At 38.7% G+C, this 23058-nt stretch carries 21 protein-coding genes; 7 read left to right on the top strand and 14 right to left on the bottom strand.

The genetic code is table 11. The features are described 5' to 3' along the window. Window positions 1-183: 183 nt before the first annotated feature. Entirely contained in the window at window positions 184-951 is a 768-nt protein-coding gene (locus H4K35_RS13545) for a GNAT family N-acetyltransferase (protein WP_182628495.1), read from the bottom strand. Window positions 952-1271: 320 nt separating this feature from the next. Here H4K35_RS13545 and H4K35_RS13540 point away from each other — a divergent pair, with 320 nt between their 5' ends. The 6 genes from H4K35_RS13540 (at window position 1272) to H4K35_RS13515 (ending at window position 8865) form a co-directional block, all read left to right on the top strand. Further along, a complete protein-coding gene (locus H4K35_RS13540; protein WP_182628494.1) occupies window positions 1272-1712 on the top strand; it encodes a MarR family winged helix-turn-helix transcriptional regulator in 441 nt (146 codons plus the stop codon). 51 nt (window positions 1713-1763) lie between these two features. Further along, window positions 1764-4169, top strand: coding sequence for a 3-hydroxyacyl-CoA dehydrogenase/enoyl-CoA hydratase family protein (locus H4K35_RS13535; protein ID WP_182628493.1), 2406 nt, complete (start codon window positions 1764-1766; stop codon window positions 4167-4169). A gap of 22 nt (window positions 4170-4191) precedes the next feature. Beyond that, a complete protein-coding gene (locus H4K35_RS13530; RefSeq protein WP_182628492.1) occupies window positions 4192-5373 on the top strand; it encodes an acetyl-CoA C-acyltransferase in 1182 nt (393 codons plus the stop codon). Window positions 5374-5402: 29 nt separating this feature from the next. Then, window positions 5403-7196, top strand: a complete 1794-nt coding sequence (locus tag H4K35_RS13525) for an acyl-CoA dehydrogenase family protein (protein ID WP_182628491.1) — start codon at window positions 5403-5405, stop codon at window positions 7194-7196. A 249-nt stretch (window positions 7197-7445) separates the two neighbouring features. Next, window positions 7446-8315, top strand: a complete 870-nt coding sequence (locus H4K35_RS13520; RefSeq protein WP_182628490.1) for a helix-turn-helix domain-containing protein — start codon at window positions 7446-7448, stop codon at window positions 8313-8315. A gap of 145 nt (window positions 8316-8460) precedes the next feature. Next, window positions 8461-8865 carry a hypothetical protein gene (locus H4K35_RS13515; protein ID WP_182628489.1) on the top strand — a complete coding sequence of 135 codons (405 nt, stop codon included), beginning with the start codon at window positions 8461-8463 and terminating at the stop codon, window positions 8863-8865. Here the strand turns inward: H4K35_RS13515 and H4K35_RS13510 are convergent. The 9 genes from H4K35_RS13510 to bcp form a co-directional block, all read right to left on the bottom strand. Beyond that, entirely contained in the window at window positions 8822-9844 is a 1023-nt protein-coding gene (locus H4K35_RS13510; RefSeq protein ID WP_182628488.1) for an o-succinylbenzoate synthase, read from the bottom strand. The two genes, H4K35_RS13515 and H4K35_RS13510, sit on opposite strands and share 44 nt — an antisense overlap. A gap of 7 nt (window positions 9845-9851) precedes the next feature. After that, window positions 9852-10538 carry a metal-dependent hydrolase gene (locus H4K35_RS13505; protein ID WP_182628487.1) on the bottom strand — a complete coding sequence of 229 codons (687 nt, stop codon included), beginning with the start codon at window positions 10536-10538 and terminating at the stop codon, window positions 9852-9854. Window positions 10539-10548: 10 nt separating this feature from the next. After that, entirely contained in the window at window positions 10549-11460 is a 912-nt protein-coding gene (gene menA / locus H4K35_RS13500; RefSeq protein WP_182628486.1) for a 1,4-dihydroxy-2-naphthoate octaprenyltransferase, read from the bottom strand. A gap of 1376 nt (window positions 11461-12836) precedes the next feature. Continuing rightward, entirely contained in the window at window positions 12837-13322 is a 486-nt protein-coding gene (locus H4K35_RS13495; protein ID WP_182628485.1) for a copper resistance protein NlpE, read from the bottom strand. 115 nt (window positions 13323-13437) lie between these two features. Continuing rightward, window positions 13438-13911, bottom strand: a complete 474-nt coding sequence (locus H4K35_RS13490; protein ID WP_182628484.1) for an META domain-containing protein — start codon at window positions 13909-13911, stop codon at window positions 13438-13440. A gap of 9 nt (window positions 13912-13920) precedes the next feature. Further along, the gene (locus H4K35_RS13485; RefSeq protein WP_182628483.1) at window positions 13921-14433 is read right to left on the bottom strand and encodes a GDYXXLXY domain-containing protein; all 513 of its coding nucleotides are present in this window, start codon (window positions 14431-14433) and stop codon (window positions 13921-13923) included. Continuing rightward, window positions 14423-15526, bottom strand: a complete 1104-nt coding sequence (locus tag H4K35_RS13480) for a DUF4401 domain-containing protein (protein ID WP_182628482.1) — start codon at window positions 15524-15526, stop codon at window positions 14423-14425. The genes H4K35_RS13485 and H4K35_RS13480 overlap by 11 nt, the downstream gene beginning before the upstream one ends. After that, window positions 15516-16499: a DUF2157 domain-containing protein gene (locus tag H4K35_RS13475; RefSeq protein WP_255492478.1), complete on the bottom strand. Its 984-nt coding sequence runs from the start codon at window positions 16497-16499 to the stop codon at window positions 15516-15518. The genes H4K35_RS13480 and H4K35_RS13475 overlap by 11 nt, the downstream gene beginning before the upstream one ends. A gap of 47 nt (window positions 16500-16546) precedes the next feature. After that, window positions 16547-17002: a thioredoxin-dependent thiol peroxidase gene (gene bcp, locus H4K35_RS13470; RefSeq protein WP_182628481.1), complete on the bottom strand. Its 456-nt coding sequence runs from the start codon at window positions 17000-17002 to the stop codon at window positions 16547-16549. 287 nt (window positions 17003-17289) lie between these two features. On the opposite strand from bcp, the gene H4K35_RS13465 reads away from it, so the two are divergent. Further along, complete coding sequence (locus tag H4K35_RS13465) at window positions 17290-19413, top strand: TonB-dependent receptor (RefSeq protein WP_182628480.1); 2124 nt, start codon at window positions 17290-17292, stop codon at window positions 19411-19413. Between the two features lie 640 nt (window positions 19414-20053). On the opposite strand, the gene mazG is transcribed toward H4K35_RS13465, so the two are convergent. The 4 genes from mazG to H4K35_RS13445 all read right to left on the bottom strand — a co-directional run bounded on the left by mazG (window position 20054) and on the right by H4K35_RS13445 (window position 22858). Next, complete coding sequence (gene mazG, locus H4K35_RS13460; protein WP_182628479.1) at window positions 20054-20845, bottom strand: nucleoside triphosphate pyrophosphohydrolase; 792 nt, start codon at window positions 20843-20845, stop codon at window positions 20054-20056. Between the two features lie 75 nt (window positions 20846-20920). Then, a complete protein-coding gene (locus H4K35_RS13455) occupies window positions 20921-21334 on the bottom strand; it encodes a DUF5606 domain-containing protein (RefSeq protein WP_182628478.1) in 414 nt (137 codons plus the stop codon). Between the two features lie 57 nt (window positions 21335-21391). Continuing rightward, window positions 21392-21979, bottom strand: a complete 588-nt coding sequence (def, locus tag H4K35_RS13450) for a peptide deformylase (protein ID WP_182628477.1) — start codon at window positions 21977-21979, stop codon at window positions 21392-21394. Window positions 21980-22276: 297 nt separating this feature from the next. Continuing rightward, complete coding sequence (locus H4K35_RS13445) at window positions 22277-22858, bottom strand: non-canonical purine NTP diphosphatase (RefSeq protein WP_182628476.1); 582 nt, start codon at window positions 22856-22858, stop codon at window positions 22277-22279. Between the last annotated feature and the right edge of the window lie 200 nt (window positions 22859-23058).

Below are 23058 nucleotides of genomic sequence, written 5' to 3'. Positions count from 1 at the left end.
TTTTAGTAAAATAAGAAACAACAAAAAACAACACTGCTTTAGCCCTATAAGCATTTCACAATAATTAACTAAAATTATATTAAATTTAGATATAAACAAAACGGGAGGACGAAATTATTTAACCCTCATTTTTCTCCATTAGCTAAAAAAAAAAGACTCCCCAGCAAAAGGGAGTCTTTGGTATTATTTACTTAGGGTGTACTGCATCCAAACATTGGGTTCTACGTAAATCCCTTTGTTGTTTACAAGGTCTATTTCGATTGGGTTTAAGGCAAAATCTACAACATAGTGTCCTGACGATTGAAAAGAACGCTGCGTCCATTGCTCCCATTCCTGAACACTCCCCTCCACATACATGGCTTTAGGGCATACTTTAATCACCCTAGCCCCATTTTTTTCATGGGTGCGAATCCAAGGATCAAAAGCTTGTCCTTTTTCATCCTTCCACTTGATATACTCTTCCATGTCTTGAAGCGGATAACGATGCTTAGCTGTTGGTCGGATGGGCAAAATAAAATGGTTAAATCGCTGCTCCTGAGCAATAGCTTTCATAAAACGCACCAAATACTGACTGATTCCACGTCCTTGATAGGCAGGATTCACCCCTATTTGCAAGGCACATAATGTGTTGGGTTGTTTACCCGCTTTTTTATCGAGAAAAGCGCGCGCTAAGGCCCAATCCCATCCTTCATCAGGTAAGTGAAGCAGCTCTTCAGGCGTTAAACTCAAAGGCACACAATTGCCATTGCCCACCACCTCTTGTCCGTCCATCATGAAAAACTGATACAAGGGAAACTCTACATATAACTCTTCCCAATAGGTAAGGTTGACCTGATCCTGTAAAATAAACGCAGGCCAAACACTGTAAGCATAAACTTTTTCTAGTAGTACATCATATTGGGGTAAATACGTTTTTGATGTCCTTATAAAAGAAAATGGAGTTGGATTCATGCTAAAAAAAATTATAATTGATTTATTTACAACTGATCAAAACTGAGGTTTCAAAGATACTCTTTATAAAGCCAATCCCTTGCTTTTTCTACTATTTTATCCTTGCTTTTTTACAATCCCAACGCCTTTTATTCGCATATCGCAATTTTTTAATCTACTTAATCCAGCGTTACCTAAAAATAATTCACTAACTTAGAAGGAGTTAACCTAAAAAAAAACAAACCGATATACCGAATGAAATACAGTGAACCTAAAAATTTTCTTTCAAATAGTATGCGTGCATATTATTTTTTACTATATTTGAGTTTAACCAACTTGAAATGAAGGACAAAACAATTGACTATACTTTAAGGGCAACATGGCAAGCCGTAGCTAGAATGTACAATGAAGAAGCAGCGAAATACGATGCAACCATGTCGTTGGCTTTTGCTCTTTTGAGTATTGATAAACAGGGTACTCCTTCTACGTTATTAGGGCCTAGTATGGGCATGGAAGCGACGAGTTTAACTCGTACGCTAAAAAAGATGGAAGAGAAAGGATTAATCACGAGAGAAAAAAATCCTCATGATGGTCGAGGCGTTATTATAAAGCTTACGCCATTGGGTATAGAAAAAAGGGAGCTTTCCAAAGAGAAAGTGAAGCGCTTCAATGAAACGATCCGCAAATACCTAACAGAAGAGCAAATTGCCAACTTTATCACGGTTACTGAAACCATCAATCAACTCATTGCGGACAAAGCAATTTTTGATTCTAAAAAGTAAGGGCTAACATCAACTAAAACGAAGTATTAACCATAGGAATTATATAAACATATGAAAAGAAGAATTAAAAAAGTGGCTGTAATTGGTTCAGGCGTTATGGGATCAGCTATTGCATGTCATTTTGCCAATATTGGTGTTGAGGTATTGTTAATGGATATTGTTCCCAATGCTTTAACTCCAGAGGAAGAGAAAAAAGGCTTAACCTTAAATGATCGTGGCATTCGCAATAAAATTGCACAGACTCATTTAACAAACGCGCTAAAATCAAAACCCGCCCCTATTTATACGCCTCGCTTTGCCAGCCGTATCACTGTAGGGAACCTCGAGGATGATTTATCGAAAATCAAAGAGGTAGATTGGATCATCGAAGTCGTTGTAGAGCGACTAGATATCAAGCAATCTGTTTTTGAAAATATCGAAAAATACAGAAAACCTGGCACTTTAATTACTTCGAATACATCTGGAATTCCCATGAAACTCTTGGTAGAAGGGCGTTCGCAAGATTTCCAACAACACTTCTGCGGGACACACTTCTTTAATCCCCCGCGCTATTTGCCTTTATTTGAAATTATTCCCGGACCACATACTGCTCCTGAAGTACTTAGCTTTTTCCAGGAGTATGCGCGTTTATACTTAGGTAAAACCCCTGTATTGTGTAAAGATACTCCAGGTTTCATCGGAAACAGAATTGGGGTATACTCCATGGCGATGGTGATGCAATTGGCACAGGAAATTGGATTAACTATAGAAGAAGCAGATACACTTACGGGCTCTTTCTTGGGTCGTCCAAAAACGGGAACCTTCAAACTTGGGGATTTAGTTGGCTTAGATACAGCAATTAACGTAACCATGGGGTTAAAACAAAACTGTCCCGACGATGCGATGATTCAAGATATCAAAGACAATAAAGCGCTAAATTTCTTGCTTGAGAACAAATTCTTAGGCGATAAGACAAGAAAAGGATTTTACTACAAAGAGGTGGATAAAGAGGGAAAAACCAATCGTTTTGCCTTAGATCTAAACACCTTAACTTATAGACCGCTTGAGCGCGCGAAAATCGAAGTGATTGAAACGGCGAATCAAGCAGGTGGCACAAAAGCAAAATGGTCAGTAGTTCTTGCTGATCAAGGAAAAGCAGGTGAATTAATGCGCAAGCATTTCGCTTCTTTATTTGCTTACGTTTCTCAACGCGTTCCCGAAATTACTGATACGCTGTATTCTATTGACGACGCTATGCGTACGGGTTATGCGTGGAAATACGGTCCGTTTGAAACCTGGGATGTCTTGGGTATTCAAAAGGGAATTGATTTAGTTGAAAAAGAAGGCTACCAAGTAGCAGCCTGGGTAAAAGAACTGGCAGCTACTGGAGCAACGAATTTCTACAAATTAGAAAATGGCAAAAAACTATTCTACAACCAGCAAGCCAAAGCATATGAGGCTATTCCTGGGCAAGATGCTTTTATTGTTTTAAACAACATCCGCTCAACGAATAAAGTATGGGGCAATAGCGAGGCTACCCTACTCGATTTAGGCGACGGAATTGTAAACTTAGAATTCCACTCCAAGATGAATACGATTGGCGGTGGGGTTTTAGCAGGACTAAACAAAGCGGTTGAAATTGCAGAACAAGACTTCGAGGGATTAGTTGTTGGAAACCAAGGATCTAACTTTTCTGTCGGAGCCAACTTGATGATGATTTTTATGATGGCTGCGGAACAAGATTGGGATGAATTGAACATCGCCATCAAAATGTTCCAAGACACCATGATGAAAATGCGCTATTCAGCTATTCCTGTTGTAGCAGCTCCCCACGGCATGACCTTTGGTGGTGGATGTGAGTTGAGCTTACACGCAGACAAAGTTGTCGCAGCGGCAGAAACTTATATTGGGCTAGTTGAATTTGGAGTTGGTTTAATCCCTGGTGGCGGAGGATCGAAGGAAATGACCCTGAGAGCGTCCGACTTATACCGCAAAAACGACGTTGAACTCAACACCCTACAGGAGCACTTCTTAACGATTGGAATGGCCAAAGTAGCGACTTCAGCGGAAGAGGCCTTCGATTTCAACATTCTTCAGCGCGGCAAAGACGTGGTGGTAGTTAATAAGGACTTGCAACTGGCACAAGCGAAGCGCGAAGCGCTGGTACTTGCACAAGCAGGCTACACACAGCCGGTTAAGCGCAAAGACATCAAAGTGTTAGGTCGTCAAGCGTTGGGTATGTTCTACGTTGGAACAGACAGTATGATGGCTGGAAAGTACATCTCCGAACACGATCACAAAATTGCCAATAAACTGGCGTATGTGATGGCTGGTGGAGACTTGTCAGAAGCTACGTTTGTTTCTGAACAATACTTACTGGACCTAGAAAGAGAAGCCTTCCTATCGCTATGCGGAGAGCGCAAAACCTTAGAGCGTATTCAACATATGCTAAAAACAGGTAAACCTTTGAGAAACTAACTAACCCACTAATTACAAAAACATGAAAACTGCATATATAGTAAAAGGATATAGAACAGCTGTTGGAAAAGCTCCTCGCGGTGTCTTTCGCTTTAAAAGACCCGATGAGCTAGCCGCAGAAACCATCGAATATTTGATGAAGGCCCTGCCTGAATTTGACAAGACACGCATAGACGATGTCATGGTTGGAAATGCAATGCCCGAAGCGGAACAAGGCTTAAATATGGGGCGTTTGATCTCGCTTATGGGATTAAAAGTAGACGATGTTCCTGGGGTAACGGTTAACCGTTACTGTGCCTCTGGAATTGAAACCATCGGAATGGCGGTGGCTAAAATTCAGGCTGGTATGGCGGATTGCATCATCGCAGGTGGTGCGGAAAGCATGAGTTATATTCCCATGGGAGGATATAGACCCACACCAGATTACGGGGTAGCCAAAGCGGGGCATGAGGATTATTACTGGGGAATGGGACTTACAGCAGAAGCCGTAGCCAATCAGTTTAACGTCTCTCGTGCGGATCAGGATGAGTTTGCCTACCACTCCCATATGAAGGCATTAAAAGCAATTGCAGATGGGAAATTTGCCGATCAAATTGTACCTATTACGGTTGATGAAGTATTTGTCAATGAAAAAGGCAAAAGAGAAAGCAAATCCTATACGGTGACCCAAGATGAAGGACCGCGTATGGGAACATCAATTGAAGCACTCGCTAAATTGAGACCTGTATTCGCTGCTGACGGATCTGTAACAGCGGGGAACTCTTCCCAAATGAGTGATGGAGCCGCTTTTGTGATGGTGATGTCAGAAGAAATGGTCAAAGAACTAAATATTGAGCCTATTGCGCGCATGGTCAACTATGCGGCCGCAGGTGTTGAACCACGTATCATGGGAATTGGACCGATTAAAGCTATTCCCAAAGCGCTAAAACAAGCAGGATTACAATTGAAAGACATCGACTTGATCGAATTAAACGAGGCTTTTGCCTCTCAGTCTTTAGCTGTAATCCGAGAGCTCAACATTGATCCGGCTATCGTAAACGTCAATGGTGGTGCTATTGCACTTGGACACCCTCTAGGCTGTACGGGAGCTAAATTATCCGTTCAATTGTTTGACGAAATGAAACGCAGAGGCTCTAAATACGGTATGGTAACCATGTGTGTGGGTACAGGTCAAGGAGCCGCCGGAATATACGAATTGCTATAACCATCTATTAACCCTAAAAAAAATAAATCATGAATACAGCTATAACAAGAGGAGGTCAATACTTAATAAAAGAAACCCAAAGCGAAAATATCTTTACTCCGGAAGATTTTTCAGAAGAACAAATTATGATGCGTGACTCGGTAAAGGAATTTATCGACAAAGAAGTGTGGCCACACAAAGATCGCTTTGAAAATAAAGATTATGCCTTCACAAAAGAATGCATGCAAAAAGCGGGTGAGCTTGGTCTATTAGGCGTTGCTGTACCAGAAGCTTACGGCGGATTGGGCATGGGATTTGTTTCGACGATGCTCGTGTGTGACTATATCTCAGGCGCAACAGGTTCTTTTTCAACGGCTTTTGGGGCTCACACAGGAATTGGAACCATGCCAATTACCTTATACGGAAATGAAGAACAAAAGAAAAAATACGTCCCTAAATTAGCGAGCGGGGAATGGTTTGGCGCATACTGTTTGACAGAGCCAGACGCGGGATCTGATGCTAACTCAGGAAAAACAAAAGCCGTGCTATCACAAGACGGTACCTACTACTCTATTACAGGGCAAAAAATGTGGATTTCCAACGCGGGATTCTGTAATGTTTTCATCGTATTTGCCCGTATTGAAGACGATAAGAACATCACCGGTTTTATCGTAGAGAACGATCCGTCTAACGGGATCTCTTTGGGTGAAGAAGAACACAAGCTGGGAATTAGAGCGTCCTCTACCCGTCAAGTGTTTTTTAACGAAACCAAAGTACCTGTTGAAAATATGCTTTCTGAACGCGGCAATGGATTTAAAATTGCCATGAACGCCTTAAACGTGGGTCGTATTAAATTAGCTGCTGCTTGTTTGGACTCACAGCGTCGTTTAATAACAGAAGCTGTAAAATACGCCAATGAGCGCATTCAGTTTAAAGTGCCTATTTCTTCTTTTGGTGCAATTCGCACAAAAATTGCAGAGATGGTTACTAACGCTTATGTAGGAGAATCAGCTTCTTACCGTGCGGCTGGAAGTATCGAAAAGAGAATTCAACAGCGCATAGCCGAAGGAAATACACACCAAGAGGCTGAATTAAAAGGCGTAGAAGAGTTTGCCATTGAGTGCTCTATCCTGAAAGTAGCGGTTTCGGAAGACGTGCAAGCGTGTACGGATGAAGGAATCCAAATCTTTGGGGGAATGGGATTCTCTGAAGATACACCGATGGAAAGCGCGTGGAGAGATGCTCGTATTTCTCGTATTTACGAAGGAACAAACGAGATCAACCGCATGCTAGCTGTGGGGATGTTAATCAAAAAAGCAATGAAAGGACACGTAGACTTATTGACTCCCGCTATGCAAGTAGCCGATGAATTAATGAGTATCCCTAGTTTTGATACCCCTGATTATTCCGAACTCTTCGCCGAAGAAAAAGAAATGATTGAAAAGCTGAAAAAAGCCTTTTTGATGGTTGCAGGAAGTGCTGTTCAAAAATTTGGACCTGAGTTAGAAAAACACCAAGCCCTGATGATGGCAGCTGCAGACATGATGATCGAAATCTACATGGCAGAAAGTGCCATCCTAAGAACGGAAAAATTGGCAAAAACAAAAGGAGAACAACAAGTGAAAGAGGAAATTGCCATGGCCCAACTCTACTTATACCACGCAGTAGACATTGTTGCACAAAAAGGGAAAGAGGGAATCGCTTCTTTTGCTGAAGGTGATGAACAACGCATCATGCTCATGGGACTAAGAAGATTTACCAAATACGTTAATCTACCAAATGTAAACGCATTGCGCGAATCTATTGCTAAAAAAGTAATAGACGCTAACGAATATGTTTTCTAACGAAAACAAACGATTGGTTTAGTTTGTTAAAAAAAAAGACCGCCTCTTTCCACTTTGTGAAAGGGCGGTCTTTTTGATTTGTTTAATAAACAAACAAACTATTATACTTCATACAATAAACAAAGAATTAATTTACCCAAAAACCCATGCATTATGCATGTTTTTTATAAAAAAATACTAAAATAATCAATAAATCATCTTATTTAAAGCAATAAATTTATCTTTAGCATACTAAATAAAATAGATGAAATGTACAATGGGGTTTTAAACAATCAAGGATTATTTACGAGCAAGGGAGAAAGAAAAGATTTTATTATTAAAAAGCTGCAACACACCTTACAGCATTTGAATAATTATTCGACTAAAATGCATAAGAATGATTTTTTTCAAATTATTTACATCACAGGAGGAACGGGTATACAATACATCGATTTACAAGCGTATGAAGTAAAAAAAGGAGATATTATCTTTTTAAACACATGGCAACAACACAGCTGGACGTATAATACGACCACACAAGGATATGTGCTGAGCTTTACCCCTAGTTTTATCACACAATTTGTATCGGACCACCTCTTTGTGCACGACTTGCCTTTTTTCAGGCGTTTTACTTCCCATCATCTACTCGGCTTAGAGGAAGAACTCAGTACCTGGGTTCAATTGACCATGGATCGCATGCTGCAAGAATACGAAACGGAAAATGGAGAATACATCAATCTCCTTCGCACTTATCTCTTAGAAGTGCTCCTACTCTGCAAAAAAGAAATCGACAAGAACGCAATAGGATCAACCAACAATTTAAAATCCAATGAGCTAATCAAATCATTTGAATCCCTAATTGACAAGCATTTTTATGAATATCGATTTCCTAAGGAATACGCAAAAGTACTCTTGGTTACGCCTAATTACCTCAATGCACTTTGCCAAAAAATAAAAAATAAGTCTGCGGGAGATATGATCCGAGATCGCATCTTGATTGAGTGCAAGCGACTATTAATTCACACCAACCTCTCCGCTAGTGAGATTGCCTATCAATTGAATTTTAAAGACAACTCCTACTTTTCGAGGTTCTTTAAAAAGCATATTGGCGTTGCCCCAGATGAATTTAGAAGAAAATGATTTTAGTGAGTGGTGAGTGGTGAGTGGTGAGTGGTGAATAGTGAGTGGTGAATAGTGAGTGGTGAATAGTGAGTGGTGAATAGTGAGTGGTGAATAGTGAGTGGTGAATAGTGAGTGGTGAATAGTGAGTGGTGAATAGTGAGTGGTGAATAGTGAGTACCACTTACCACTTACCTCTTACCTCTTACCTCTTACCTCTTACCTCTTACCTCTTACCTCTTACCTCTTACCTCTTACCTCTTACCTCTTACCTCTTACCTCTTACCTCTTACCTCTTACCTCTTACCTCTTACCTCTTACCACTTACCACTTACCACTTACCACTTACCTCTTACCTCTTACCTCTTACCTCTTACCTCTTACCTCTTACCTCTTACCTCTTACCTCTTACCACTTACCTCTTACCACTTACCTCTTACCACTTACCTCTTACCACTTACCACTTACCTCTTACCACTTACCACTTACCTCTTACCACTTACCTCTTACCACTTACCACTTACCACTTACCATCCCAATTCAGGATTATACCACAGTTGACCGTTTTTAACTTCCAAAGGCGAATCAAAATTATTGGTATACAGCGCACCTGTTCCCAAACCTTGAGGCATTGGATTGCCTAGGGTAAATGTCCATTGCGCAATGGCGTTCAAACCGATATTACTTTCTAGTGCAGAGGTAATCCACCACTTAATTTGTAGCTTTTCAGCAATATCAATCCACTCTTGACTTCCTTTAAAACCACCAACTAAACTGGGTTTTAGAATAATATACTGGGGGCGTATTGCTTCCAATAGCGCTACTTTCTCTTGGTAGGAAGTCAGGCCGATCAATTCCTCATCCAAGGCAATAGGCAAAGGCGTTGTTTGGCACAAAGCTGCCATTTGTTCGACTTGTCGTTGTTTGATGGGTTGTTCGATACTGTGAAGGTCTAATTGCGCTAATTGCGCTAATTTCCCCGGTGCATCAGCTGCTGTAAATCCTCCATTGGCATCTACGCGCAGTTCGATTTGAGCTGCGGTAAAGTGCTTTCGAATATGGTGTAAAAGATTCAGTTCTGCTTGAAAGTCAATAGCGCCAATTTTTAATTTGACACAAGTAAATCCCTGTGCTATTTTTTCGTCAATTTGCTCTTTCATAAAGCTTTCTTCTCCCATCCAAACTAGGCCATTGATGGGAATTGCCGCTGTGCCATCCACAAAAGCAGAAGGGAAAAGCACAAAGGGATGTGCGCTAGACAGAGACAAAAACGCTTGTTCAAGACCGAATTGAATGGAAGGCCACTCGCGCAGTTCTTCCCAAAGAACATCTTTTCCCAAGTGGATATGCTCTACCACCCATTGCAATTTTGCTTCATAGTTGGGACGATCATCAAAACTAAGAGAGCGCAGTATCCCGCACTCTCCTATTCCGATTTTATCGTTTTCCTCTATTTTAAGCAACCAAGTCTCTTTTTCTGTCATTACCCCTCTCGATGTAGAGGAAGGTCTCTTAAAACGCAAAATATGCTTGCTGTACGTTGCTTTCATCTTTCTCTTATAACGTTAAACTCTCGCCGATTGGCAAAAGCATCAAATCTTTTCCTTTTTCAAAGAAGAGGCGCTTGGCTTCTTCATGGTCAATCTCAATATAGCCAAAGGTGTCAAAATGATACCCTAGCACTTTGTCACACTGAACAAAATCTGAGGCTACAACAGCTTCTTCTACTCCCATCGTAAAATTGCTTCCGATTGGGAATACAGCTAAATCCAAAGATGTAAACAGGGGAATTAACTTCATGTCCATCGTTAAAGAGGTATCTCCAGCGATGTAGACATTTTTGTTTTTGCTTTCAATGACAAATCCTCCAGGCTGACCGCCGTAGCTTCCATCGGGAAAGGAACTCGAATGAATAGCGGGAGTGTATTTTACTTTACCAAAGTCAAACTGCCAACTTCCACCGTGGTTCATCGGGTGTGCGTTGAATCCTTTTGCCTCATAGTGCCCTGCGATTTCCGCATTGGAAACGATAATGGCTTCTGGATTGTTTTTTACAATCAGCTCTACATCTGCAATGTGATCTCCATGGGCATGTGTCAGCAAAATGTAATCTGCTTTTATTTCTTCTACGTTAATAGCTTTTGCCTCAGGCAAAGGATTGCCTGTAATAAAAGGATCGACAACTAAGTGAATATCTTCAATTTGAATGCCTAAGCAAGCATGACCGTAATACGTTATTTTCATAATTTTTATTTTATAGGATTAAAGCTAAGGAAAAAAGTACAGATACCAAAAATGTGCTTAATGCAACAATTTTCATTTGGCTGTCCAAGGCTTTGGGATCTGTGTTGTTTTTGACAAAGACCAAGTGTTTTAGCAGGGGAATATACCCTAAGACAAACGCATATTTCCACAGGGCTATTTCGCTTTGTTGTGCATAGACGACAAAAGCGATCATCGCAAACAAAACGATGAGGTAGTGGTAGCGTTTAGCCTTTGACCGACCTAACTTAACAGCTAGTGTATTTTTACCGACCACTTTGTCCGCATCTAAGTCGCGCATATTGTTGATGTTCAAAACAGCAATACTCAAATTACCAACGGCTATTGCAGGTAAAATTACCCATGGGTTCAGCTGTTGACCATAGAGATAAAAACTGCCCAACACAGCGACCAGTCCAAAAAAGACAAAGACAAATACATCGCCTAATCCCCTATACCCATAGGCAGATTGTCCGACAGTATATTTTATCGCAGCAGCCACACAACTAATACCGAGCACAAAGAAAAACAAGGAGGTAAAAAAGTGATCCTTCCCGAAGGAGAGATAAATTAAAATCAAAGCTGAAATAAGCGATAAGCCCGAAGTAAAGACAATTCCTTTTTTCAACTCTTCTCTGCTTAACAATCCGCTCTGTAATGCACGTTGTGGACCGAGTCTATTTTCGTTATCTGTTCCCTTTACTCCATCGCCATAATCGTTGGCGAAATTAGACAAGATTTGAAACAGCAAAGTCGTCAAAATGGCAAAAGTAAAAATGAGGTAAAAATGGGGGTGATGAGCAAAGTAAGGAAATGCACAAGCAGATCCTACAATGATTCCTGAAATTGACAAAGGTAAGGTGCGCAATCTTGCGGCAGAAATCCATGTTTTCGTTTTAGACATAGGTGCAAACATTCAAAAAAATAAAACAGCCTCTACAGACTAGTTGCGCAAAATTAAGGATAATTAAATTGTAAACAGAAAGGTGATCTAATTTTTAGTTCAATCCAAAAAGCAAAGGATTCAACCAAAGAAAACACAAGCAAACTCCTCAAAATAGAAGTTGTATTATTTAGACATAGAAAATGTTTATTACAACAAAATAAGTGTTAAACTTATACTTTAAATAAAGCTACTTAAACAAGAGAAAGCCTTAAAAAACACCTCTAAAGGGTTAAAAAGTAAACAAGCAAAAAATCACTTAAAGTGATTTAATTCAACCTAAAGCATATATTCACCTAAATAGACTTATATTTTTAACAATCAATAGATTAGTTTTAAGAAATCAAACTCATAACATTTAGTTATGTATTGTTTTTTGCTATTTTAAGGGTTAAAAGGCTGTATCAATCAGGTCAATAACAATAGCGTCAATAAAAAGTTACCTATTGAAGTTAACAAGTTTGAATAGCTTAAAAAAACAACCAAATACAGCACAATAAAGACTTTTATTTTACGAACCACTCCTCTATTTATGTCCTTTGTATCCATATAAAACATCAAATACCAACCTTTTAAATGCAAAAAAAGAAGAGGTAATGGCCCTATTTATCAGGTGAACAACAGCAAAAAAAGAGAAAAAACAAGAGTACATTCCCTTGTTATTTCTCCATCAAAAGGGTCTACTTCCAACGGTATTTACAGTAAAAAATAGTTTGGCATTTGCTGTATATCGAAATGAAAAGAGGAAAAAGAAAACAAAAAACAGTAGTAGTAAAAGGGCAGTTTAGCTTGATATTCTTGGTTTAAAACAAGTGATTTTGCAGGTGAAAAAGGAGACTTATCCAGGCAATTGTAAAGGTAATTTAGCGCATAAATAAGATAAAAAGAAGGCAGTATTGAAGGTTAATTAGCCTAGAATATAGATTTAAATCCGATGAATTAGCGCTTTAAAAAAGATAAAAACTAGGGCGATATTAAAGGTATATCAGTCAAAAAACGGAGGATTAAATCCGATGAATTGGCGCATAAAAAAGATAAAAATGAAGGCGATATATAAAGGTATATCAGCCTAGAATATAGGTTTAAATCCGACGAATTGGCGCATTAATAAGATAAAAACTAGGGCCGTTTTAAAGGTAGATTAGAACAAAAATGTTAGTTTAAATCCGGTAAATTAGCGCTTTAAATAAGATAAAAACTAGGGCGATCTTAAAGGTATATCAATCAAAAAACGGAGGTTTAAATCAGTAAAAGAACACCTAATTTAACTGCTATAGGGGTAAAAAAAAAGAGCAAAACACGGTGTTTTGCTCTTTTATACAGTTTAAATCAATCGATTATTTTTTCATCAAACGGTAGTTTTCTGCTAAAGGTCCAGTAACCGTATTGCCTTCTTTATCTAAAAACAACACACTACCTTCGTGTACTTCTACAAAACTAACTTCCCCTTTTGTAGGTGTTAAAGTCAACTTACTTCCTGTTGAATCCCACTCAAATTTACCTTCCTCTGTAAACTTCTCTCCTTTTCCAACTCCTTTGTATAAACTTGTTTGCTTATACGTTCCGTCTTCTTTGATTTCAAGCGTTGTTTCGATTCCTTCACAATCTGCACAAGGAAGAACACCTGCGTAAGTTCCAGACCAATCTAGTGAAGTTCTAGAATTGTCTTGTAAAGATTCTTCCGCTCCTTCTTTAGTTACTTCTTCTGTTTTAGTCGTTGGATCTGTTGTTTCAGCAGTTCCTTTGTCTGTTTTCTTACAACTTACTAGTGTTGATACACTTAGACCAAGAATAGCTAAGGCTAATACATATTTTCTTTTCATAGCTTTTAAATTTTTAATTATTATTTTACCTCAAAATTACACTTTTTTTTTAACAGATAAACATATTTTGACAGGAAATAAAAATATAATTTAAATATTAACAAAATAGACGAAGTTATTTACTTTTCTTAAATTTTAAATATACTTTTTCGTCTTTTGAGTGTAACAAAAGCGTATCATTTTCAACTTTATACTCTTTTACTTCCCCTAGTACTTGCATGTATACGGTTTGTTTCACCCCTGAACAATACTTTAAGGTGGAGGCGACGCCTTTGTCTAGAATAAAGCGCTGCTCATCTAGCTGCTTGATCGGTCCGCGATACACATTACAACCATTGTTACCGTAAATCATCATTTCTTTGGCATCAACAACCATGAAAGGTATTTTTACTGGGAACAGATCCTCTAGTGTTTCATCAGTCATATAGTGGGATTTCATATCAATTAATACCCATTCTCCTTCGATTTCAAACGTCTTGGTAGGTGTTGTCATTTGGCTTTGATTTTGTTCGCTTTGCACAGCTTGACTCTTACATCCTGCAGTAATCAAAGCACATACTACTGCAATTCCCAATCCTAATTTTTTCATTTTTTCTTGTTATTCTATTATTTTTAATTCTTCGTCATACAGTCCGATTAACACGCTATTTCCCTCTGAATCTATACGTAATCCGCCGTATTTTGCACGGTCAAAAAGGGTATCTTTCCCTTCTTGGAAGAAATAGCTTTCTGCACCCACGGATAGAGTGAATCCGTCCCAATTGAAGTATTTTACTGGGAGGAGTGAATCACCAAGCGGCAGTTCCGCTAGGCTTTTACTGCTAATTGTCTTAAACGTTGCTCTGTGTTGTTGGTCGAGGCTGACGATAACAAAGCCGCGTTTGTTGAGGGTGGTTCGATCGATTCCTGATGCGCGCAATTGTTCGTTAATCGCATAATTAAGCTGCATATAATCGCCTTGCATTAACGATCGCGGATCAACAGGAGCCAATTCGAACAGCACTAATCGGCCTTCTTTGATGGTTTGTTCTTTCTGTTGTATTGCTCTCAAGAAGAATACACCAAACAAAACAAGGGTTACCACCACTACAATATTTCTCTTATTTTTCACGATTTAACCGATTATAAATTACAAATACACTCATAAACAACAGTCCACACCCCATAAGGATGAGGGATTTTACAAGTAAGCTTACTTGCAAATAATAGTAATAGCACACAAGGGAAGACAGCAACATCACTATAGCGACGACGACTCCTTTTTGAAAGCGAAAATGATAGGCCCATACCAATAGAAAAATACTGATGGCTAAAGACATGCCAAATCCGTGCATAAAAAAGGCAAGGCTCAAGATAAAGAGGGCGCATCCACCTGAGAGGAGATTGGGTTGTTTAAACGGAATGTTTCGTCCAATTTGCTTTATGGTAAAATACGTCAATCCCAAGAGTATCACTCCAACAAAAGCGAGGTAGAAGCGATTACCGATCAGGTTAAACTCGACGTATCTCGTGTGATTGATCCAACTTGAAGGTTGAATTAACGCTAAATTATCTAGCATTACTTCAAAAAAGAGAATACAAAACAGGGCATTGGTCAAGGCTGTGTGTTTTTGGGCGAAAAACGTCCCTTTGATTTTGAGTTGTAATTCCTTTGTAAAAAGCAGGAATACGCCAACTAGGACAACCCAAAACAAAGCAAGAGCCATATAGCCTAGGTGGTTAAATTTCAACAGGTAAATCAATCCGTAGTACCCCCCTAAAACAGATAAAAACTGAATAATCTTGCTTTTAAAGGCGACTAGTCCAACGGCACTTAATAGCAGTACAACCAGACAATTAACGGAATCGCTTGTTTGCAAATCGAAGAAAGCCGCTAGAAAACAAGCGAAAGCGCTACAATAGGTAGCTACAAAAACGCCATCTCTCAAAGCGGGTTCACTCTTTTTATTGCCTAAAAAACTAAGCGCATATAAGAGCGTACCAAAGAGGGCAAAGGCTGCAAACCCCAGCCCATCGCCAATAGTTAGAAAGAGGAATCCGAAAAAAAACCCCATAGCCAAGAGGCTACCAACAATAGCAACAATTTTGAGAAACACATATTTGATGGAGTGCTCCTCTTCTATTCGAGCGGTCAATTGTTCCTCAACGACTACGCCTTGTTCTTTTACTTGATGCATCAAGTCTCTCCACGAATTAGTTTTCATGCTTCCACTCTTTTGATTTGGTTGATACCATTTTAATAATAAAGAATATACCGCCAATTGCGTATAACATATAGACGAGGAGTCCTTCTGAACTATCTTTAAAGAGCTTCATCCACAACATGAGTCCACCGCTTATTGCTGCTATTAGGGCATAAGAAAACAAGTAAATTTGCTTTCTCATCCACCCCAACACCAATCCACCCCCGATAAGACCTAGGGAGAGCAATAAAGTCCAAAGTGCTCCTGTCAGTTCTTCTGGGCGATAACTACTGTCATTTGTAAATAGCCAACAGCCAAATCCTACAGTTGCTAAGAGGTACATAGCAACGGATTGAATCTGCGTATAGCTATTCCCTATCTCGAAATTTCGGTATAATACCTTACACAAAGGAAGGAATAATAGCACTACATTTAAGAGGAGTAAAAGGAGAATACCGACAAAAATGGAATCCACCTGTAGGCGTTGAACACAAGCTAAAATAAGAGTTGTATTGGCCAAAATACTGAAAAACAGCCATTGATAGGTCGATTGACCCACAAGAGTTAAGGGCGTTGCAACGATCAACCAGGTTAAAAACAAATCATAAGCATTGGCACCGGTTTGGTAGGTTTGTCCAAAAACAGCCAGCAATACGCCAATTAACACGGTGGTTGCCAACAGACTTATTTTGTTGACAGACTCATTCACACGGGGAGTAATAGCAAAATAGCCACTTAGCACAATGCCTAGCCCCACTAGTGAAAACTTGACTGTTACGGGCATATGATCCCAGTTAAACGCAAAGAAAAATACGATGCCACTGACTAAAAATCCGATTCCACAGACTAGTAAAGCCCAATAGATAAAGTCTTTCCACTGTTTTTCTGACGCTAGTCCATGCTGCTGATAAAGCACTTCAAAATCTTGATCTGCTATGGAGGAGTATGCTTTAAATAAGAACAACTCGCGTTTGTTTAGTTTCTTTTCTTTCATATACAATTTTAAAACAAGCAAAAAAGAGCGTTTAAGCGCTCTTTGGTTTACGACTCTAAGATTTGAGCCGCGTGATCTTTTGTTTTTACTTTTTCAATTAGTTGGACGATCACTCCATTTTCGTCTATAACAAATGTCATGCGATGAATACCGTCATAGGTTCTTCCCATGAATTTCTTAGGCCCCCAAACGCCAAAGGCGTGGAGTACTTCTTTACTTTCGTCGGCTAACAAAGGAAAAGGCAACTTGTTTTTATCAATAAACTTTTGCTGTCTTGTTGCTGAATCTGCACTTACCCCCAACAGTTCATACCCCTTTTCTTTTAGCACCTGATAGTTATCTCTTAAGTTACACACTTCCGCTGTACAACCTGGTGTACTTGCTTTTGGGTAAAAAAAGAGGATTAGCTTCTTGCCTTTGTAATCACTCAATTCATGTTTTACTCCTTCTTGATCTATACCAACAAAATTTGGCGCTTGATCGCCAACTTTTAAATGTGTCATTTTATTTCGTTTTTTGTGATTAGTAAAATTACTTTTTTTTTAGATAGCCCCATCATTTTATGCGTATGGGATTTGCATATATTGCTCAACTACCTATTTTTAAAAGATTTTTTACACGAAGATAACAATTTCGCGTTGACAAAATACTAACGATCAAGCTGTTGTAAATAATCTCAAAAATTACTTAAAATCATTCTAAATAATTCTATATTTGCGAACAATGAATATTATTTTTAATTGATCTAAATAACAATCTAACTATTATAAGCTAAAAACCCGCTATAGAAATGAAGAATCGCATCTATTTTTTATTGCTTAGTTGTTGTAGTTTGCCTGTATTTGCGCAGACAGAAGCACAATTAGACAGTATGTACAACGCAATGAGTACCGATCTTGGAGAAGTTGTGATCCGTGTGAATCGACCTGTTTTTCAACAAAAGGCAGATAAGATGGTGTTCAGTGTTGAGCACAGTGTGTTATCCGAAGGTAGTACAGTTTTAGAAGTATTGGGTCGTGCACCGGGTGTTGTTGTATCCCAGGATGGCGAATTATCGCTTCGCGGCAAGCAAGGGGTTAGTGTGATGATCAATGGTAAGTTGAGTTCGCTATCTTCCAAAGAATTAGCAAATTTACTGCGTTCGACCAATTCGGCTGTAGTAAAGAACATAGAGATTATCGCCAATCCTTCAGCCAAGTACGATGCTGCTGGTCAAGCGGGGATCATCAATATTGTACTCAAGACAAGTCTCTTAGACGGGATAAATGGCAGTGTTTTTGCCAGTGGAGGTCGAGGACGCAAGAATCGTATGAACACGGGATTTACGCTCAATTACGCTCACCAAGCTTGGCGCGTATATGGGGATTACACTCACACCTTTAGAGGAGAAGAAGAGCGCAAGACCTTTGATCAAGACTTTTTTGATGCGGCATCCCCCACTACTCCTCTTCGACATACCCACCAACAATACAAAACGAGTGAACCTTTGACGTCCAACAATTTCAAATTGGGAACCGATTATCAGCTAACGCCCAAAACCTCTATCGGCCTAGTCGTTGATGCCAAGATTGGGCGTTATGAAAACAAATCCGCCGGAATAAGTCAAATCTACGCTCCTATTTCGAGCTTGTATTCTTCGATTGGGACGGATAATTACAATCTAGAGCATTGGTATGATTACACCTACAGCCTACATGGAACCCATGCGTTTTCAGAACAAGGAACAGTGATGGATGTAGATGTGGAGTACGAGCGTTCAAAGTTTAATTCTAAACAGCGCCAGCTACAAACTCCTTTGATTTCCACAGCTGAACGTTACGCCAATCGAAAGGGAGAAATCCCTTCTACACTACGCGTTTTCAATGGGAAGCTCGATTTTACAATTCCGTTTACTGAGCAACATACGATAGAAACAGGTTGGAAATCAACGGTAAAGTCCAACAACAATCCTTCTGTATATCACGTAGAAGAAGGCGACCATTGGATTGTAGATCCCGAAACTACCAACCAGTATGAGTATAAGGAGCAAATTCACGCTGCCTATATCAACTATAAGCTAGCCACAGCACATTGGCAAATTCAAATGGGCTTGCGCAACGAGTATACTGAGCGCGATATTCATCAGAAAACAACAGGTGAACAACACCAAACCGATTACAACAACTTGTTTCCCAGTGCGTCTATCAAATATGAAACAGATCAGGGACATAGTTATTACGCCTCATACAGTAAGCGAATCAATAGACCGAGTCATTTTGACTTAAACCCCTTTCGCTTCTACAACGATCCCTTTAACTATTGGCAGGGAAATGTTCGATTAAAGCCTGAACTTACTCATGCTACAGAAGTAGGCTATATGTGGAGTAATTACCTTATTGCTACGCTTTACTTTAGTCGAACCCAAGACGTGATGACCCAAGTTTACACCTACGAGCAAAATCAAACGATTTTAGTTAAAACACTTGAAAACTTAAGTAAGTCATACCACTATGGCGCTACCCTAACAGCTACCCTAAACCCTACAGACTTTTGGACCATGAGCAGTATGTTTAACTTATTTAACAATCAATATAAAGGAACATACCAAGAAACAAGCATTGACAGCAAGCAAGTTGCATTTACACTCAATGCTCAAAATAGTTTTACGCTACCTAAAGGAATAAAAGCAGAGGTCAATGCGCAGTATTTTTCCAAATCGAATATTGGTTTATACAAAAGAGAAGGATATTTTGATTTGTCTATTGGCGCTTCTAAAACAATACTACAAGAAAAAGGAAGTGTAAAACTAGCTCTTTCTGATGTATTAAAAACAAATCACTTTACCCTGATGGGGACTAATTTTGATTCGAGGATTAAGCAAGAGTACGACTTAGATAGTCGAATTGTCACCCTGTCTTTCCACTACAAACTCTAAGGTAGATTGGGGATGATCATGACAAATTAAAAAGCCAACTCGCGGAGTTGGCTTTCTTTTTTACCATAAAATCTAGACGGGCTACTTGTCCAATTTGATTTTTATTGTTTGTTTTTTTATTTTAAGATCCCATTAGGAGTCATACTATCTAGACCATTCGTTTCGAAGTGGGGACCTCTATGTTGATTTGCGGTGCAAAATAGGTCAAATAAATTGGATGTCAAAACCTTAAAATATTTTTGCCAATTTTTCTAAACAATTACAACAAAACAATAAAACCCTTTTAACTTTAACAAATAACTAATTATAACTCATTGATTTAGTTTTATTCTAAATAATATATCAAGTCATATTCAGTAGAAAATCTTCTATTACCTAGATAAAAGCATTGAATTTCGTTTGATCGGGTTTTATTCGTTGTTCGCAAACGCTCACTTGAGGTTCAACTTCACTCTGATTTGAATTCCTAAAAGTGACATCACCCACCTTTATTTTGCGTATAGCTTCGCACGGAATGGTTTCAAAAACTAAATAGTCAAAAGTATTCTTTGTATGTGTAATCTAGAGATAGACACAGCACAAATGCGCAACAGTTCTGCTGCGCTTTTCTTCCTCCATGGCCTACTTTATGCAAGCGATCTTACTTCGTCTTAGGTTGTGTTAATTGCTTGGCTTTTTCCCAATAGACGTCCATTTGTTCGAGATTCATCTGAGGGAGTTCCTTTTGGTCTGTTTGAATGAGGTCTTCCATCAGTTGGAAACGCGATAAAAACTTTTGGTTGGTTTGAGCCAAGGCGTGTTCAGGATCGATACCTACAAATCGGGCGTAATTCACTAAAGAGAAGAGAATATCGCCAAATTCTTTTTCCATCAAGGCTTTATTTCCCGCTTGTTCTTCAACTTTAAACTCTTGTATTTCTTCTTCTACTTTGGCCCATACATCGGCTTTATCACTCCAATCAAATCCAATTCCACTTGCTTTTTCTTGCATGCGTAGGGCTTTTATGATGGCAGGTAAACTCGTGGGTACACCTTCTAGAACGGATTTTCGCCCTGCTTTTAGCTTTAGTTCTTCCCAATTTTGCAAGACTTCTTGCTCATTGGACACCTTTACATCTCCATAAATGTGCGGATGCCTATAGATTAATTTATCACAAATTCCATCTGCAATAGTTTTTACATCAAACAGCCCTTTCTCACTTCCAATTTTGGCGTAAAAGACAATGTGCATCAGCAAATCGCCTAATTCACCTTGCATTTCTTGGGTGTCTCCACTGGAAATACTATCGGCTAATTCATAAACTTCTTCAATGGTCAAGGAACGCAGTGATTCGAAAGTTTGCTTCTTATCCCACGGACATTGTACTCTTAACTCATCCATGATGGTGAGCAATCGTCCAACAGCTACTAGTTTTTCTTCTTGTGTATGCATTTGGCTTGGTTATATTTGCTTATAAAACTAAAAAAAGCCCGTTAACTAACGAGCTTTTTTATCTATTCTTTTTTCTTATTTGCTTTCTTCAACAGCTTCTTGGAAAGCTTCTTGAATTAATCCTCTTTTTTGTACGATATTATACCAGTTGATTACTTTTTTAATATCAGAGTTGTACACGCGGTCTGCGTCGTAATTAGGTAATACTTCTTGGAAGTAGGCTACTAATTCAGGATCAGAAACACGGTGTGAAATTGCTTCTCCGTTGTTTTCTTTTGTCGCTATATTTTTGAATACGTCAAAAAGTTTAACTTCTCCTTCGTGCGTGTATATTGATATTTCAGATAATAAACTAACGTTGTTTTTTAATCCTACTGTACTTCTTTTCCCGTCAACTAATGATTCTGCGATAAATCCTGTGCGTGTTTGAACAATTAACTCAAATAATCCTGGTTTACCAGAAATAGCTAATACTTTTTCTAAACTCATTTTCTAAAATTTTTCTTTTGTAACAAATATCTTAATTAGTTCTTAATTTCCAACTTTTTATCTACCTTTTTTAGCAGCAAATTTCATTTTATAGTCGGTAAACACTTTGCCTTCCATAATATTTTTTAATCGCTTTGCGATTAATTTCTTTTTTAAGCTTGAAAGCTTGTCTGTAAATAAGATTCCCTCGATGTGGTCGTATTCGTGTTGAATGACACGTGCTGCCAATCCGTTAATGGTTTCCGTGTATTTAGTAAAGGTTTCATCATAATATTCAATTACAATTTGCTCTTTACGCACAACAGCTTCGTGTACATCGGGAATACTTAAACAACCTTCGTTAAAAGACCATTCCGCTCCTTCTTCACTTATGATTTTAGCATTGATAAAGGTTCTTTTATAGGTACTTAAAAACGCTTTTTCTTCTGCTGTATTATCTTCTAATTCTGCAAATGGTGCACAATCAACTACGAATAAACGAATGGGCAATCCCACTTGAGGCGCTGCTAATCCAACTCCACTAGCGGAATACATCGTATCGTACATATTAGCAATTAATTCGTCTAGGTTTGGATAATCTTTGGTGATGTCTTCTCCTACTTTGCGCAAAACAGGATCTCCATATCCAACAATTGATAGTATCATAGTTGTTATTTTGTCTCTTTATTGTATTAAAATGACTGCAAAATTAATCAAATTTATAGTATTCTATAAGACTACAAAACTTTTTTACGTTTAACTTTTGCTGTTCTTCTCTATTCTCTCCTCATTTCTTTGGGTCAATGTATCCATTTATCATTAGTACTAATAATTAATATACTGATTCATAAACGGTTAAAACAGAAAAATAGATAATAGGATCGCTTTGCATATTTTTTGGAAAGGAATACAAATTTCCGTCCTCTTTTGATTTTTCCTTGTTTGGACTTGCCTCAAAGCCCCTTAGTCTTCTTTGTTTTTGAGAAATGCCACCAACTGTGCCACTGCTTTTCCTCTGTGGCTAACTGCATTTTTTTCTTCTAAAGTCAATTCGGCAAATGATTTGCTCATACCTTCTGCTTGAAATAGAGGATCATAACCAAATCCGCCTTCCCCTTGTTGTTCTAGCAAGATTTCACCTGGTATTACTCCTGTAAACAGGTGCTGTTCTCCGTTGTAATGCAGGGCAATTACTGTCTTAAAATTGGCTTTGCGATTTGTTTTGTCGGCTAATTCACCTAGCAACTTTTCGTTATTGGCTTGATCGTTCTTTTCTTCTCCTGCATATCGCGCTGAATACACACCAGGGGCTCCCCCTAAAGCATCGACTTCGAGTCCAGAATCATCCGCAAAACAATTGAATCCGTAATGCCTTTTGATATAATCGGCTTTGAGCAACGCATTTCCTTCTATTGTGTCCGCGGTTTCTGGAATATCAACCATACAACCAATGTCCTCTAAACTCAATATCTCGATAGACGCTGGTAGTTGATTTCTGATCTCTTTGATTTTATTCTTATTGTTTGAAGCAAAAATTAGTTTCATCTTTCTTTTCCTTATGTATTGCTTTCAAAAGTACGAAATGAAATGCAGAAATTGTTTTGAAAAACACCCAAAAAAAAAGAACAAACTCATTACAAGTTTGTTCTTCTCATTCACCTTATCAATTACTAACCTAGTAAAAGAAAATATACGTTTTTACTTAAGAAAGAGAATCAAATAAAATTTAACTCAACCATTTTATA

Source organism: Myroides sp. NP-2, assembly GCF_014145665.1.
Classification (GTDB): domain Bacteria; phylum Bacteroidota; class Bacteroidia; order Flavobacteriales; family Flavobacteriaceae; genus Flavobacterium.
Note: the sequence above shows the minus strand (reverse complement) of the source record. Positions and strands in the feature narration are given on the sequence as shown.